This is a genomic window from Paenibacillus sp. J22FR21, from assembly GCF_056269135.1.
In genome coordinates this window covers 18,524-33,572 of the sequence record NZ_JBWDNJ010000011.1, presented here as the reverse complement: position 1 = coordinate 33,572, position 15,049 = coordinate 18,524, and the positions used below count along the sequence as shown (strand labels likewise).

Sequence of the window (15,049 nt, the reverse complement as noted above, 5' to 3'; positions counted from 1 at the left end):
GTATTTGCGACGGTTCCGCCTATTTTCCAACTTTTGTACGCAAACTATATTGACACCCGATATATCCAGGAGTATTATATCGGTATAAGATATATCGGATGTCGATATAGAGGATAGGAGTGAACCCTATGGTCAAAGAATCCTTGCCCCTTACAGAGGCTTTTTATTACATCCTAGTAGCACTGCACACAGCGCCTTCTCATGGATACGGGATTATGCAAGACGTCGAGAAGATGAGCAGCGGCCGCGTGAAGATCGGCGCAGGCACACTTTATACCGCACTCAATACCCTGCTGAACAAAGGGCTCATTGATCCGTCCCCCGCGCCGGATGGCTTTGATCCCCGGCGTAAGATGTATGCGATCACAGAAGATGGCAAGGCAGTCGTAGCCGCCGAAATGGTTCGGTTAGAAGAGCTTCTGAAGGCCGGTCAGCTGGCTCAAATTTCATATAAGGAGTGATCCGAGATGAAACCAAATAAGGTGAAGAAATATCGGCTCAACTTGAGCTGGGATTACGAGAACGAGGAAAAGTGGATGAACGAGCATTCCGCACGCGGTCTGCATCTCGAGAAGCCCGGTTTCTTGAGCAGTACCTTCGCACGAGATGAGGCAGTGCGCTATTCCTACTCCCTGGACTATCAATCAGGCCTGACGAAGAAGAACGGCAAGCTGCAGGAATATATTGAACTGTACCGGGATGCGGGCTGGGAGTATGTGACTTCCTACGGCGGAATCTGGCACTATTTTCGCAGAGCGTGGGAGCCCGGCGAAGTGCCTCGTCTATACTCCGACCGTGATTCGCTTGCCGCACATTATAAGAAAATTCAACGCATGATGGGTGCGATGCTGCTCTTGAACGTCGCTCTGTGTGCGATAAATATGGCGAATCTGCTGCCTCGCGGCCATCAATTCTGGGGCGTAGTGTTTCCCATGGCAACTATCTATATCTCCCTCTTCGCCTTGCTGTCGGTTGGTTACGTGAAGATGGGCAGCAAAATCAACAAACTCACGAAATAGGCATAGCAAAAAGAGGCTGATTGCGCCCTGTTACTCAGGACACCTCAGCCTCTTTTGTTTCGCATATTAGTTAATTTCGTAGATTTTGAACATTTCATCCAACATCAAGTTCGCTGCAATTACGCCGCCGGCTGTATTCCAGATCGCATCGCTCACGCTGATCGCCTTCTTGTTTTTCACAACATTCAGGCTCTGCCACAGCGGATCCTTCAGCATTTCCTCTTCCATCGCCGTACCTTTGCCATCACCGGTCTCGTAAGTGAAGTAGAACAATCGATCCGCATCAACCTCCGGAAGACGTTCCTTCGTAATTTCTTCAACGAATGTATCCTTATAGTTCTTCTGATTATCAGGACGGGTGATGCCAAGCTTGGAGAACGCAAGTCCCGTAAACGTATCATCTAGGTAAATACGCGTCTTACCTGCCATAAACCGGACAACAGAAACTTTCTCATTCAGCTTGTCGCCAGCTTTCGCTTTGAAATCAGCTGTACGGTCGTCGTAGGCTTTGATGATTTTCTCGCCTTCGGCTGTTTTACCCAGTGCATCCGCATACAGCATGAAGTTCGACTGCCATGCTCCGCGAAGCGTTTCCGAGAAGATCGTCGGCGCAATTGCGTTCAGCTGATCGAATACTTTCTCTTGGCGCAGCTTGTTGCCGATGATCAGATCGGGTTTCAGGCTGGCAATAAGCTCCACGTTCGGCTGGCTCTCTTCACCAACTACCGTAACGCCTTCCATGTCCGCTTTAATATGATCGTACCAAGGATCGCCTGTCCATGATTTAACAGCGCCAACAGGCTTCACACCAAGTGCCAACAATGCTTCTGTTCCTTCGTTCGTCAATACAACGATGCGCTGCGGAGTGCCTTTAATCGTGGCCTCTCCCATTGCATGCGTGACCTTATGCTCTTCAGCATTCGCTGCCTGCGAATTCGAGGAATTACTCGTGTTATTGCTGGTATTATTGCTAGAATTGGACTGCCCGCAAGCGGACAAGAGGAGTGCGAAAGTAAACAACAGAACAGTGACGGACCACATGTACTTCTTCTTCAGAGCGGATACCATTACGTAAATAACTTCCCTTCGTATTTGAAAATGATTATCAATGCGTTTACAGATAGCAACTATAGCAGGGATAATTTCGGATGTCAATGATTTTGAGAATCACTCTCATTGACATCGAAGTGCTCATCGCCTAGAATGACAAAGTGCTATTATACTCTTCTACACTTAATCTCTCATGCTGGGAATGGGGCAATTATGAACATCTTACTTACAACGCGCTTTCAGAAGGTACTAGGTCTAATCGCCTGTTTCGTCCTTCTCGTCCTCGGGATGTTAGGCAGTATCGTCTTTGGAACTTCCAATATAAGCCTACATACCATTATGGAATCTTACACCGCTTATAACGGATCGCAAGAGCATCTCATCATCCAAACGGCAAGGATGCCACGAGCTCTGATCGCAGCCTTCGCCGGTGCCAGTCTTGCTGTAGCGGGCGCATTAATGCAAGGTATTACCCGCAACCCGCTCGCATCGCCAAGCCTCTTTGGCATCAACGCCGGCGCGGCATTCTTCATTGTCGTTAGCTCTGCATTCTTCGGGGCAAGCAGTCTGGGCACGTTCGCGACGCTCGCATTCGTTGGCGCTGCTTTTACGGCTTTGCTCGTCTATATTCTCGGCTCCATCGGCAGTGATGGTCTGACTCCGCTCAAGGTGACGCTTGCAGGGGCTGCCATGACAGCGTTCTTCTCTTCCCTTACGATGGGCGTGCTGCTGACAGGCGGTCAAACCTTCGATCAAGTTTTGTATTGGTTCGTAGGTTCGGTAGCCGGACGAGATATGCATATCTTTACGACTGCAGCCCCATATATGGGAATTGCTCTTCTAGGTACCATGGCCCTGTCTCGTCATATGAATTTGCTCGTATTAGGGGATGACGTCGCAACTGGACTTGGCCAAACGACAGTCTACGTGAAGCTCGCAGCTGCCGTCATTATTGTTCTGCTGGCCGGCGGTTCGGTCTCCATTGCGGGTCCGATCGCTTTCGTGGGAATCATTATTCCGCATATTACACGTTACGTGGTAGGTATCGATTTCCGCTGGGTTCTCCCTTACAGTGCCTTCCTTGGTGCTATATTGCTGCTTGTCGCTGATGTGGGTTCACGATTCATTGCGTATCCCGGAGAAGTACCTGTCGGCATCATGACCGCCATTATTGGCGTTCCGTTCTTCGTGTACATCGCCAGAAGGGGGGAGCGTTAAGATGAGCAAATCTCTGATTCTGCGAAACAATCGTCTCTCGTTTCTGATCGAACGCAGAACTTTGTCAGTCATTCTGTTATTAATTGCTGCCAACTTGGTTGCCTTCATTGTTTGCGTAGGTCTTGGCAGCACGGTCGTAAGCCCGATCGCGGTCATTCGCTCGTTGCTCGGTATAGGCGACCAAGCGGATTCCATGATTATTTTCAAACTGAGAATGCCTCGTGTCGTCATTGCCATTATGGTGGGCTCGATGCTGGCTGTATCCGGTGCTCTGCTGCAAGGTATCGTGCGTAATCCGCTTACGTCGCCGGACGTGATCGGCATTTCGGGCGGAGCCTCGCTCGGCACCGTATTCTTCATCATTTATTTCTCGCATCTCAGCATACGCTTCATGCCGCTCAGCTCGATTGCAGGTGCTTTTGCCGCGGCATTCCTAATCTATCTCTTTGCCTATCGTCGCGGGATCACTCCGCTTCGGCTCGTGCTGATCGGGATTGGCATGGCAACCGCGTTAACGGCAGCCACCTACATGCTCATTCTAACCGCATCTTTTACACCGACTGCTGTAGCTGTTAAAGCCTTTACGTTCATGACAGGCAGCATCTACGGGGTGTCGTGGAAACGCGATGTGCTGACGCTGCTGCCGTGGATGGTCGTATTAATGCCTATCGCGCTCATCTATGCCCGGCATCTGAACGTACAGGAGCTCGGTGATGAGGTCGCTACAGGCGTGGGCAGCTCCGTCAATACCAAGAGAACGATCCTGCTTATTATCAGTGTCGCACTCGCAGGTACAGCCGTCGCCATTGGCGGCGCCATCAATTTTATCGGACTCATGGCTCCGCATATCGCGCGCAAGCTCGTTGGACCTTCGTACGGCGGAGTCATCCCGGTGTCCGCTCTGATTGGCTCGCTTGTCCTGCTGCTGTCTGATTTGGTCGCCAGAGTCGCGTTTATTCCGCTCGATATCCCTGCAGGCGTATTTACAGCCGCAATCGGAGCGCCGTTCTTTATCTTCTTGCTGTATCGCCATCGCAACTCGTAAAGGGAGTGAATCTTGTGACCGTTATTGCAGCTAATAACCTCACGTTATCGTATGGAAAGAAACCGATCTTCGCAAATCTTGAGCTGGAGATTCCTAAAGGGCAAATAACGGTGTTTATCGGGAGCAACGGCTGTGGCAAATCAACGCTGCTGCGTTCGCTCGCCCGGTTATTGAAGCCGCAAGAGGGCTCTATTGTGCTGGATGGCTCCGACATTGCCAAGCTGTCCAGCAAAGAAGTCGCAAGGCGTTTGGCCATTCTTCCGCAAGGGCCGACAGCTCCGGAGGGACTGACCGTCCAGCAGCTCGTGAAGCAAGGGCGTTACCCCTATCAGAGCTTTCTTCAACAGTGGTCCGCAGAGGATGAGATAATGGTGAAGAAGGCGCTGCAAGCCACACATATGGAGGAACTGTCCGGACGTACGGTAGATTCCCTATCCGGCGGACAACGGCAGCGCGCCTGGATTGCCATGACGTTAGCGCAGAACACGCAAACGATACTGCTCGATGAGCCAACCACCTATCTCGATATGACCCATCAAATCGAAATTTTGGATCTCTTATTTGATCTGAATGCGCAAGAAAACCGGACCATCGTGATGGTGCTCCATGATATCAATCTTGCATGCCGTTATGCCCATCACATCGTGGCGGTTAAGGAAGGACGTATCTTTGCGCAAGGAAAGCCGGAGCAAATTGTGCATGAGTCGTTTATACGCGAGGTTTTCAATATGGAATGCCAAGTCGTGCAGGATCCGATCTTCGGGACACCGCTGTGTATTCCATACGGCAAGGGTCGGAGGCTTCTCGATGAACAGTCGCAGCAGACGGCTAGTGTGAATGTGAATGTTAATATGAATGAGGATGGGGCGCTTCTGGCACCTCAATACTAGCAGAAGAAGCCCCCGCGGACCCGTGATAACACGGGACCGCGAGGGCTTCTTGTTTAGCTTTTGGCCAATGCGTCTACAAGCAATTGCGCAAAAAACTGCGCGCCGTTCTTCCTCAGATGAACACCATCCGTGCTGAAGAAATTGTCTTGACCTTTGCTGGCGGAATACCAGTCAATCAGCGCAATGCCCGGCGTCTTCGTGACCGTCTCTGCCAGCATGTCGTTTACGACATCCTGCCATTTACGAGGAACGCGCGTGTTGACGAGAATGACTTTATGTTCACTGCCAATGGCCGTTAACAACGTATTTAACTGCTTCTCCGTGAATGAACCGTTCGTGCCGAGCTCGATGATGACGGTTTGGCCTAGCCTGTTCATTTCCTTCAGCTCCAAGACCACCTCGTCAGCCTCCGACATCTGCCGTCCGACTTTCCCGTCCACGACAATGCCTTTCACAAGCTCTTCCAGATAGGGCTTCGCATCCAGAAGGATCGAGTCGCCGATCACTGTAACACTGCCTGCTGCTGGTTTAATCGGCTTGAGTGGCTTTGACGGTTTGGAAGGAGGAGGAGTCGTTGGCGGCTCGGTGGCTTCATTGCCATTCGTGGTTTCCTGATCCTTCGCACCATTGTTGTCCGGCTTATCCTCCGGCTTATCCTCCGCCGAACCTGCCTTGCCCGGTTTACTAGTAACCGGCTTATCAGGGCTTGTCCCATCCACTTCCGGTTTGGTATCCGTAACGACGCCTTCATCGCCTGGGTTCGTATCGTTTGAACTTGTGCTCCCTGAATCTGGTTCGCTTGGGCTCAAGCCCGCCGGATTCGTATCGTTCGAAGCCGTATCATCAGCCTTCGTATCGTTCGCAGCCGTATCACCCGGCTGTGTATCGTTCGGATTCGTCACGACCGGACGATCCTCAGTTCCCTGACCACCTTCCGATACAGCGTGCTCTGCTTGATCTTCAGTCGGTCTCTCATTCGCGATTCCCGGCTTCAGAATGGGAATGCCCGCCGATAAACCACCGTCTATCGCATACAATTGAGTCGAGCAAGATACGCTGACAGCCATCAGCGTGCAAAGTGACATGACCAGCACGATCCGACTTGCGCGAAGCGACTGCAACTGCCGCTGCCTTGCTGCCAGCTGCGATAACTTACCGCGGAGTCTGCCCAGCGCACCGCGCCGGATCGGCTCCTCGACGAAGCGCCAAGAGAGCTCGGCCAGCACAATAGCAGCCGCCACTTGAAGCACGGCTCGCATCGCATGAAACTCGTCTACCTCCGCTGTAGGAGTAGTCAGAGCAATAATGGGATAATGATAGAGATAAATACCATAGGATCGCACGCCTAACCAGCGCAGCGGCTTGCAGCCCATCATGCGGCCAAACCTGCTTGATGGATGCGCCAGCGAAGCGACAACAGCCGCAGTCGCAACCGACAATATCACCATACCGCCGCGATACAGCATCTCATCATATTCGCCAACAGTCGCGATCATGGCCAGCACGACTGCCAGACCACTGAAGCCGACGATATCCAGCACCATTTTCGTTTTGCTTCTGGCGTAGTCGGACAGCTTCCAGCTTGGCCAAATAACAGCCAAAGCAGCACCAATGAGCAGCGCGAAAGCCCGTGTATCTGTGCCATAATATACGCGGCTCGGATCAAGCCCCGGCACGTAGAGCGCAGCCATCAGCCCCGCTGATGCTGCCGCCCCTGCCAAGATAACAAGCGCAAGCTTACCGCGCTGCGGTACCCAGCGCACGAGGAGCACAAGCACCAAAGGCCATACGAGATAGAACTGCTCTTCTACGGCGAGCGACCACAAATGGCCAAACGGCGAAGGCGGCCCGAAGGATTCGAAATACGAGACCTGATGGAAAATCAACCGCCAGTTACTCGTATAAATAAGCGCGGAGACCATTTCCCCTTTTAACGAGGAGATTCTTGCCGGGTCTATATAAAGCAGCCAACCTGCAACGAGCAGGAGCATGATAACCATGGCCGGCAGCAGCCTTCTAGCCCGGCGAATCCAGAACTCGCCGAGGTTCAGCCGCCTTGTGTGACTTTGTTGTTTTAATAAGATATCGGTGATCAAGTAACCGGAGAGGACGAAGAAAATGCCTACGCCAAGCAATCCGCCCGGTACCCACGATAGATTCAGATGATAAGCGATTACCGCAAAGACGGCAATGGCACGCAAACCATCGATTCCGGGCATGTAGCGACCGCTGTTTCCTAATGGTTTTGGCATATTAACATTCTCCTTCCGGCAGGGGACCGTTTCCCCCTACTTGCTGACTGACTAACCTGACTCTAGGCTGCATGTTTGATTATAGAACGAGATAGCCGATTTTGCGTTACAGAAGAGTTACATTTCGTTATCAAAATGCGACTAAACCGCTTCACCCATCGTATGATAACCGCCCTTGCCGCCGAACCGAATCACATCCAGCACCAATTTGCCACTGGTCAACGTTACGCGTAACGTATGAGCACCTGCAGCCAAGCCTTCAACTGCAAACCAAACGCTGTCCCGCTCCACTACCTGATCAGCGATACCAACGACAGCACCATCGATCTGTACCGATGCCGTACCCAAGGCCATATCGCGCTCTCCGCAGAGCTTCACCCATGTTCCATGGAAGGAGAAGCTGAAACCATCGCCTTCCGTGTCGCTCCACGTGTAGTCATCGTTATAACTGCCCGCAGCTCCGCGCTCCCGCTGCCAGTTCCCTTCATAGCTGATGTTCGGATTCGAATCATTCATTCGATTCTCGATATGCTCCGGATGAATGCCTGTCTTCACAGCGCGGAGCGCATCCAGAAACATCGTGCCTTCCTGCTTCGTCGGCATAATGCCGGGACCGCCTTCATCAAGCTCGTTCCATGCATAGATCGCCATCACCGGCGGCGAGCTCGTATGCTGCGCATGATTGAACAGCCAGCTGCGCATTTCACTGAGATGCTCGAACCATTCCGTATACGTCGGATATTCAAACGAGTAGCCATAATAACTAGCCCCGACAGCGGCCGTCCAAGCCTCATTATGCCGCGGACTCGGGTCGATTACCGCACTGACACCGGGAATCACCTTAAGTCCCTTCTCAATATCACGTTTATTACGATCATGGCGTGCCAGCTGCTCGTAGGTGTAATGCCCCTCGCCGCTGTGTGACGCAGGACCATAATCGGAAACGCCGTCAAACCCAAACCTCGCGGCAGACTCGTAATCGTTACGCATATCCACCAAATAAGGCGCACCTAATCCAGCCTCTGTACAAGCATCCGCCAAATAGGCCAGCTCTTCCGCCCAGCGGCTGCCGAATCCGCGCTCCGCATCATCGAGGAAGGCAGTGTCCATCCAGAACAACAGCGGTCGGTTGCCGTCTACCAGCACATACTGCTTGTCCTTCATTAACGCTACAAACTCAGGTACATTGCGTCTCCGCCAGCCACGTCGCTGCTCTTGATTGGTACCGCTCACCCAGCCGGTCTGCAGAATAAGCGCAAACTGCAGCAGCTCGTGTTTCGCAGAAGCCATGTAATCCTTCAAGGGATTGTTTAGGCGCCTTATCCCCTCATGAGCATCGTCTTCCGGATACCAAACGAAGGCCCAGAAATCAAGCAGGCCATCAGCCGCCGCTTGGATTTGGCGATCAACCCGCTCTGCGTGATCGGGTACCTCCGAATCGAACCAGCCATCGATCGGCTCCCTGCTGCTGTAAGCTGTATACAGCGACGGATCTACGAATCCCGCGTAGGATACGTTCGTCGGAAACCAAGCATCCCACCGAATAGCTCCTGCCAGAAAAGCTTGTTCATCCCGCCTACTCATCTTCCCTATCCCCTCTCATGATAGAAAAAATGCCCTTCTCCCATGCGGGAGGAGAGCAGTTATGCAGATTGGTTTCCGTTCGAAGCCAAAGCTTCGAATGGAGCATTCTGCTGCCGGTGATTGGTTTCCGTTCGAAGCCAAAGCTTCGAATGGAGCATTCTGCTAATTAATCAACCTTCTGAGAAGCGGCTTTCTTGCCCATGGCATCAGCTTCCTGCTCAAGCGCAGGGTCATCGTTGACCGGCATGCCGGCTACCGACATCGTCGGTTCGATTCGCCCCTTACGCTGCTGCACGACATGCTGCAGCTCATGGCCGATCAGCTCTTGCCCTTCTTGGGTATCCGGTTGATATTGTCCCGGCGCAAAATGAACGTCGCTGCCTTGCGTGTATGCAAGCGCACCTACTTCTCTTGCAGATGAGGAGTCTTCATGGACGCGCACATCCGACATATTCGACTGAAGGGCAGCCTCCATCTTTACCTGCACGCCCGAAGGAAGCCGTCCTTTCTCACGTTGCTCGTCATCTCCCTCTGCGCTTCGCTGCACGACTTGCGAGCGGCTGCTATGCATCATCTGCACAACTGCTCGGTTGCCTGCCGCTTTCTGCAGCTGCAGCACCTGCTGGGGAGAGAGCACACGCTCACCGCCGGAACCGGAGGCTGAAGAAGCTGAGGCTGAACTTGCGGTGCTCCGAGCTTCTGCTTGAAGAGCGGTAGGACGTTTAAACTTGGCAGACGGGGACTGATGCTCGTGCGACACTGGGACTCCTCTTTTCTAATGGGTTTTGCGCAACCGTTTGGTGATCAGCATCACTACCCCGAACAGCAGCAGCAGAATGCTGATCGCCGCCATCGTCCATTTGAGCGTGGTGAAGAGACTGCCTGCCTGAGCGATGAAAGTGATTTGATCCGGATAGTTGGTCAGCATCGTCAAGATGCATGCATTTTCTAAGTAATCCAGCAGAAGCGTGATATAGATAAGTAGAGGTAATTGATGTAACCATGACTTCGGTGCGAATCCCCGGCGGTATATTACGGTCGTCAGCAGCGCGAAGAACGAGCTGTATACGATGGGGTAGATATAGTCAGCTGCGAGAGTAAATGTGACGTAAAAGGATCTCCCTGCGTCGCTGTATGCTCCGATTATGGCATACGCCTTGTCTACGGAATAGGAGAGACGCAAATCCAGAATGCCTGCACCGCCTGAATACTCATTTAGCTTGGATGATCCGTAAGGCAGCACAACCGCTTCAATAACAAGCAATACGATGAACAACCCTGAGATGACTTGCCAATTACTCAGCCTTGTCTGCATTTGACGCAGTACGGTCAGCATGGCGATTCCCCTTTTCTTCACATGGAATAATGAGGTGGGTGTCATCGTTATTTTAGCGGATTTCGGCTTTATTTAACACTACCAGTTTGCCAAAAATATCAATTCTTTCTGCGCAAGACAATGGTTCCCAGAATACGCTAAAGTTCGACGCTATACAGAAAAGGAGACCGACCCTCGCAAGCTCGCAAGGGGCAGTCTCCTTCTCATCTATGCTGCTAAGCAGCCGTGTTTATCCGAAATAATTCGCCAAGCCATGATTATCCAAAATAATTCGCCAAGCCTCTGGCAATCGCCGCAGCCGCTTTCTTCTGATAAGCCGATCCGCGAACGATGGATTCATCCTTGCGGTTCGATAGAAATCCAAGTTCAACGAGTGTCGCTACCGTGTCGTTCTCCCGCAACACATACAGATCGCCGAAGGATAGGCCATGGCTGCGAAGCCCGCCGACTTCAGTCAATTCATCCTCAATCGCTTGCGCGAGCGGCCTGTCTTTCTTCTCGGAATAGAAGAAAGTAAGGATGCCGGAGGTTTGTTTCTCCGAGGAATTATAATGAATGCTGACGAACGCATCCGCGTCCGCTTTCTCGCTTATCCGTACACGCTCCGAGAGCTCCGGTTTCTTATCCGTCGTCCGTGTCATTATGACCGTAGCGCCTAAGCTTTGCAGTTCCTGCTTGAGATAAGTGGCGGTACTCAGCGTAAGATCTTTCTCCTTGGTTTCGTACGTTGTACCAATCATGCCCGGATCATTACCGCCATGTCCGGCGTCAACGACGATGACCTTGCCTCTAAGTCCCTTGCCGGAATGCTTAGGCGGGACAGCGCCTTTGCCGACGTATGCCTTGGACACCCAGCCCGTTGTACGGCCTGCTGTGCGAATTTTAATCCAATCACTCTGACTGCCCGTAATCGTAATCTGCTCGCCTTGTGACAAAGATCCGACCACCTTATAGCTTACGCCCGGGCCGGAACGAATTCGAAGCGAATCCGCAAGCACAGTCGCCGTTGAACCGGGACTTGTACTTACCGTACCGCTCGTAGGCGGCTCGCTTGCCGCCGGGCTGGACTCTTCGCCTGAGTTATCCAGCTTGCTGAGCAGGTAGCCTGCGGCGTAACCGGTCAATTTGTTGTGTTTAATTTGAACCCAGCCATCGCTGTCTTCATCGGTAACCGTAACGACTTCGCCTTTATTCAGCTTGCCGACTACGGAGGATTGCAGAGAAGGCTCGCTGCGTACATTCAGTGCGGTACTGCTGACTTTAGCTTGATAAGGGAATGCCGACGTGGCAGAAACCAATGAAATGCCGAGACTGCCGACCAGAAGTGTAAACATGATTACTAGGCTGATATATCTACGCATAGAGTCTCCTTCCAGTGGATAAAAAAGGTAGACTCTTATTATATCAGCAGTTTGCCGATTAGGGCATCCTATTTTACAAAATAATTAGGTATTGCGAAGGTTGTCGAACAAAGTCGATTCCATATACTAAACCCATGTCCCTATCCCTTCTGGATATTCAGACCGAGCTCTTCTGCTCTGGCAAGTGCCTCAGGGGAAAACTTATTCTTAGCGTACTTCTGAAGGAACTCTTCTTCCGTCACCGGCACCCAGCGAAACTCGCGATTCTGATAGACCCATACTTTCTTGCCCCAATCCACGTGAATCGTACGGTTATTCACCTTCTTCACGACGCCGATTTCGGTAATGACATTCGTATTATTGAACGTTTTCACGCACAGCTTGTTCAGCATTTGACTCATCCTAATGTCCTCCTTCTTCATCTTGGTGTTGTTCCTCATTATACCCGTAAAATAGGCACAATAGCTTATGGCCCGCTAAAATATAAAGTCCGACAGTCAAGGCGCATCATGCGCGCTTCACTCGCCGAACTCCTCTATCGTCCGCTACAGCTTTCTCCCGAACATCACTACAAAATTATAATACTTGTATACACAGTCCACATCTGAGAAACCGGCTCCGGTCAACCAGCCAAGCTGGGTTTGCAAATCCGTCATCCGATCAAGCTTCGTCCTCTCGTAAGCGGCAGCGATTTCAGGCTCTGTCAATCCGCTCGCCTCAACCTTTCCTCTCCAATCCTCTCTATAGAGCGTGTCCACGAAAGGCGTATGTCCCAGCACCTGATCCGCATTGATAAACACGCCGCCGGGCTTAAGATTAGCGAAGCTGTTGCGATACAAAGTGAGCTTATCCGCATCGGACAGATGGTGGATCGACAGCCCGGAAACGATGATATCGAATGCCTCTCCCGGAACATAGGCCGTGTAGTCTTCACAGAGGTACGTAATACGCGACGAATCCATTTCCATAAATCTCGATTTCGCGACGGCAAGCATCTTATTGGATAGATCGATGAGCGTGAGCTTCGCTTGCGGATAACGCGCTAAGAGAAAGGAAGAGAGCAGCCCTGTTCCCGCACCTAAATCCAAAATCGCAGGTGCCTCCGTTTCGACCTCGGCGAGCGCCGAAGCAACGCCATAGAAGTCGTCAAAGCAAGGGATTAATTTCCGCCTCTGCTGATCGTAGACGGCTGCTGTTTCATCGAATGTACTGCGCACATGCTCATGTTTCTCCATGCTGAACACCTCCCAATGATTGCCTCCATCATAATAGAGCGAAGCGAATCCGTGAAATATTTAGAATCTATGAGTTCCATCACTTTCACCTATACTAACTGAAGATATCATCATCGATGCCATTTATTTGTTATTTTTTATTGACAATATTCGCCTATGCCATTAGAGTAAAACTATATTTCCGACAAAACAACTTGGATTAGGGGGATTAAACGATGGGACATATAGACAACAACTTTTTGTCAGCCATTGAAACGAACTGGTACAGCTTTGTTACTTCCATCTTTGTATTCTGGGTATTATTCTATCTTGCACGTAAGCGGGTGAGCTTCGGTGCTCGGGTACTGATCGGCCTAGGCATCGGACTTGTAGTCGGCATTCTGTTTCAGAACTTGGACTATGACACCAAGGGCATTACAACATTCGGCAGTATATACATAAGCTTAATTCGGATGCTCGTCGTGCCGCTGGTCTTCATCCTTGTCCTTAACAGTATTTCATCCTTAACGAACCTGGAGTACTTACGCAAAATCGGTCTTAAAACCTTCGCTTGGTTCCTCGGAACGACCGGCGTCGGCTCTATTATCGGCCTTGTGATCGCACTTGCGTTCAATCCGGGCAGCGGCATTCAACAGGCGGCGCCGGCAGATTTCCAAGCCCGCGAAATCCCGACCTTCTCTGAAGTTATTCTGAGCCTCGTTCCTTCGAACCCGATTAACGAAGCAGCTGATGGCAAAGTCGTCCCTGTACTTATCTTCGCGATCTTCCTTGCCGTAGCGATTATCAAGCTCGGATCCAGAAACGCGGAAACGGTGAAGCCTGTCCGTGATCTGATTCAATCGCTCGCTCAAGTGCTTCATCAGGTCGTCAAGTTCATCATTCGACTCACACCTTATGGCGTATTCGCTCTGATTGCCGGCGTTACATCCCACTATGGCTGGGAAACGCTGCAGGAACTCGGAAGCGTAATTATCACCTCTTATGTTGCACTGATCGTACACTTTGTTCTCGTTTTCGGCGGTCTGGTCTTCTTCGTAGCCAAAGTCAATCCAATTCGGTTCTTCCGCAAAATCTATCCGACAATCGCTGTCGCGTTCACAACCCGCAGCAGCTATGCAACGCTTCCCGTTAATCTGGATGTCATTACGAAGCGTCTGCACGTGTCGCCGCGTATCGCGAGCTTCGTTGCACCGCTTGGCGCTTCCGTTAACTTCAATGCATGCGGCGGCATCTGGCCGGCCATTGTCGTTGTCTTTACCGCTCAAGTGTACAGCATTGATCTATCGTTTACGGATTATATCGTACTTGTGCTTGTCAGCATTGTTTCATCGATCGGCGTTGCCGGCGTTCCGGGACCTGCCGTTATCTCGACAACCGTCGTATTGACTGCTCTGGGTCTTCCGCTCGAAGGGATTGCCATTGTTGCCGGCGTTGAGGCACTGATCGACATGGGCCGCACAACGGTTAACGCAACAGGAACAACCGTTACTTCCTTGCTCGTTGCGAATTCGGAAGGCGAGTTTGACCGTGAAGCCTTCAACAATGACAAGGACGACGAAATCTCCCTGCAAACTGCTTAAGTAGAACTCGTCGAAGAACAGCCCTCCCGTCCCTATGGACGATGGAGGGCTTTTTATCATTTACGAATTAATCATAGGGTCAGAATAGCCCTCATATCCGATTCCTTCATCGCACCCACTCGTTTTTGCACAATATTACCCTGTCGATCAACGAACACGGATACCGGTATCGACGTGATGCCGTACTTCATCGCGATCTTCTTATCCGGATAGTGTTCATAGATCTTCTTCATATCCGGCATTTCCTTCTTGCAGTATTTGCACCAGCTTGCCCAGAAGTTGATGTAGACGTTACGTCCTCGCAGCTCCCGTAGGGAAACATGATTCCCGTTCAAATCCTCTAATGTAAACTCGGTGGCCCGATCCTCAGTTGCCTTGGCGGTTGGTAGTGCAACGCCGGCTTCCGCATCGCTTAGACTGTAATGATTGGTGACATACACAGAGACAGAAAAGAAAGCAATCCTGCTGAGAAGGCAACG

15 protein-coding genes are annotated in these 15,049 nt (G+C 51.4%); 6 read left to right on the top strand and 9 right to left on the bottom strand.

What is annotated here, in order from left to right; translation table 11 throughout:
- Positions 1-128 precede the first annotated feature (128 nt).
- A complete protein-coding gene (locus tag AC0YNS_RS28030) occupies positions 129-461 on the top strand; it encodes a PadR family transcriptional regulator (protein ID WP_475784216.1) in 333 nt (110 codons plus the stop codon).
- A 6-nt stretch (positions 462-467) separates the two neighbouring features.
- Positions 468-1,019 (top strand): DUF2812 domain-containing protein, encoded by a 552-nt coding sequence (locus AC0YNS_RS28025; protein WP_475784215.1) that lies wholly within the window; start codon positions 468-470, stop codon positions 1,017-1,019.
- A 66-nt stretch (positions 1,020-1,085) separates the two neighbouring features.
- Here AC0YNS_RS28025 and AC0YNS_RS28020 read toward each other — a convergent pair whose 3' ends face one another.
- Positions 1,086-2,087 (bottom strand): ABC transporter substrate-binding protein, encoded by a 1,002-nt coding sequence (locus AC0YNS_RS28020; RefSeq protein WP_475784214.1) that lies wholly within the window; start codon positions 2,085-2,087, stop codon positions 1,086-1,088.
- Between the two features lie 195 nt (positions 2,088-2,282).
- Here AC0YNS_RS28020 and AC0YNS_RS28015 point away from each other — a divergent pair, with 195 nt between their 5' ends.
- The 3 genes from AC0YNS_RS28015 to AC0YNS_RS28005 are packed head-to-tail and all read left to right on the top strand — an operon-like array spanning position 2,283 to position 5,222.
- Positions 2,283-3,287, top strand: a complete 1,005-nt coding sequence (locus AC0YNS_RS28015; protein ID WP_475784213.1) for a FecCD family ABC transporter permease — start codon at positions 2,283-2,285, stop codon at positions 3,285-3,287.
- Position 3,288: 1 nt separating this feature from the next.
- Positions 3,289-4,332: a FecCD family ABC transporter permease gene (locus tag AC0YNS_RS28010; protein WP_475784212.1), complete on the top strand. Its 1,044-nt coding sequence runs from the start codon at positions 3,289-3,291 to the stop codon at positions 4,330-4,332.
- A gap of 14 nt (positions 4,333-4,346) precedes the next feature.
- Complete coding sequence (locus tag AC0YNS_RS28005) at positions 4,347-5,222, top strand: ABC transporter ATP-binding protein (protein WP_475784211.1); 876 nt, start codon at positions 4,347-4,349, stop codon at positions 5,220-5,222.
- A 53-nt stretch (positions 5,223-5,275) separates the two neighbouring features.
- Here AC0YNS_RS28005 and AC0YNS_RS28000 read toward each other — a convergent pair whose 3' ends face one another.
- The 7 genes from AC0YNS_RS28000 to AC0YNS_RS27970 form a co-directional block, all read right to left on the bottom strand.
- Complete coding sequence (locus AC0YNS_RS28000) at positions 5,276-7,474, bottom strand: acyltransferase family protein (protein ID WP_475784210.1); 2,199 nt, start codon at positions 7,472-7,474, stop codon at positions 5,276-5,278.
- A gap of 141 nt (positions 7,475-7,615) precedes the next feature.
- The gene (locus tag AC0YNS_RS27995) at positions 7,616-9,058 is read right to left on the bottom strand and encodes a glycoside hydrolase family 71/99 protein (RefSeq protein ID WP_475784209.1); all 1,443 of its coding nucleotides are present in this window, start codon (positions 9,056-9,058) and stop codon (positions 7,616-7,618) included.
- 166 nt (positions 9,059-9,224) lie between these two features.
- Positions 9,225-9,818: an eCIS core domain-containing protein gene (locus AC0YNS_RS27990; RefSeq protein WP_475784208.1), complete on the bottom strand. Its 594-nt coding sequence runs from the start codon at positions 9,816-9,818 to the stop codon at positions 9,225-9,227.
- Positions 9,819-9,833: 15 nt separating this feature from the next.
- A complete protein-coding gene (locus tag AC0YNS_RS27985) occupies positions 9,834-10,394 on the bottom strand; it encodes a hypothetical protein (protein WP_475784207.1) in 561 nt (186 codons plus the stop codon).
- Between the two features lie 257 nt (positions 10,395-10,651).
- Positions 10,652-11,755 carry an N-acetylmuramoyl-L-alanine amidase gene (locus tag AC0YNS_RS27980; RefSeq protein WP_475784206.1) on the bottom strand — a complete coding sequence of 368 codons (1,104 nt, stop codon included), beginning with the start codon at positions 11,753-11,755 and terminating at the stop codon, positions 10,652-10,654.
- Between the two features lie 140 nt (positions 11,756-11,895).
- Positions 11,896-12,156 (bottom strand): hypothetical protein, encoded by a 261-nt coding sequence (locus AC0YNS_RS27975; protein WP_475784205.1) that lies wholly within the window; start codon positions 12,154-12,156, stop codon positions 11,896-11,898.
- A 144-nt stretch (positions 12,157-12,300) separates the two neighbouring features.
- Entirely contained in the window at positions 12,301-12,990 is a 690-nt protein-coding gene (locus AC0YNS_RS27970; protein ID WP_475784204.1) for a class I SAM-dependent methyltransferase, read from the bottom strand.
- Between the two features lie 215 nt (positions 12,991-13,205).
- On the opposite strand from AC0YNS_RS27970, the gene AC0YNS_RS27965 reads away from it, so the two are divergent.
- Positions 13,206-14,570, top strand: coding sequence for a dicarboxylate/amino acid:cation symporter (locus tag AC0YNS_RS27965; protein ID WP_475784203.1), 1,365 nt, complete (start codon positions 13,206-13,208; stop codon positions 14,568-14,570).
- A 71-nt stretch (positions 14,571-14,641) separates the two neighbouring features.
- Here AC0YNS_RS27965 and AC0YNS_RS27960 read toward each other — a convergent pair whose 3' ends face one another.
- The gene (locus tag AC0YNS_RS27960; protein ID WP_475784202.1) at positions 14,642-15,010 is read right to left on the bottom strand and encodes a TlpA family protein disulfide reductase; all 369 of its coding nucleotides are present in this window, start codon (positions 15,008-15,010) and stop codon (positions 14,642-14,644) included.
- Positions 15,011-15,049: the final 39 nt, after the last annotated feature.

Bases quoted from the DNA above. Each gene is read 5' to 3' on its own strand.
- AC0YNS_RS28030 (WP_475784216.1), top strand. From the start codon at position 129: ATGGTCAAAGAATCCTTGCCCCTTACAGAGGCTTTTTATTACATCCTA.
- AC0YNS_RS28025 (WP_475784215.1), top strand. From the start codon at position 468: ATGAAACCAAATAAGGTGAAGAAATATCGGCTCAACTTGAGCTGGGAT.
- AC0YNS_RS28020 (WP_475784214.1), bottom strand. From the start codon at position 2,087: ATGGTATCCGCTCTGAAGAAGAAGTACATGTGGTCCGTCACTGTTCTG.
- AC0YNS_RS28015 (WP_475784213.1), top strand. From the start codon at position 2,283: ATGAACATCTTACTTACAACGCGCTTTCAGAAGGTACTAGGTCTAATC.
- AC0YNS_RS28010 (WP_475784212.1), top strand. From the start codon at position 3,289: ATGAGCAAATCTCTGATTCTGCGAAACAATCGTCTCTCGTTTCTGATC.
- AC0YNS_RS28000 (WP_475784210.1), bottom strand. From the start codon at position 7,474: ATGCCAAAACCATTAGGAAACAGCGGTCGCTACATGCCCGGAATCGAT.
- AC0YNS_RS27995 (WP_475784209.1), bottom strand. From the start codon at position 9,058: ATGAGTAGGCGGGATGAACAAGCTTTTCTGGCAGGAGCTATTCGGTGG.
- AC0YNS_RS27985 (WP_475784207.1), bottom strand. From the start codon at position 10,394: ATGCTGACCGTACTGCGTCAAATGCAGACAAGGCTGAGTAATTGGCAA.
- AC0YNS_RS27980 (WP_475784206.1), bottom strand. From the start codon at position 11,755: ATGCGTAGATATATCAGCCTAGTAATCATGTTTACACTTCTGGTCGGC.
- AC0YNS_RS27975 (WP_475784205.1), bottom strand. From the start codon at position 12,156: ATGAGTCAAATGCTGAACAAGCTGTGCGTGAAAACGTTCAATAATACG.
- AC0YNS_RS27970 (WP_475784204.1), bottom strand. From the start codon at position 12,990: ATGGAGAAACATGAGCATGTGCGCAGTACATTCGATGAAACAGCAGCC.
- AC0YNS_RS27965 (WP_475784203.1), top strand. From the start codon at position 13,206: ATGGGACATATAGACAACAACTTTTTGTCAGCCATTGAAACGAACTGG.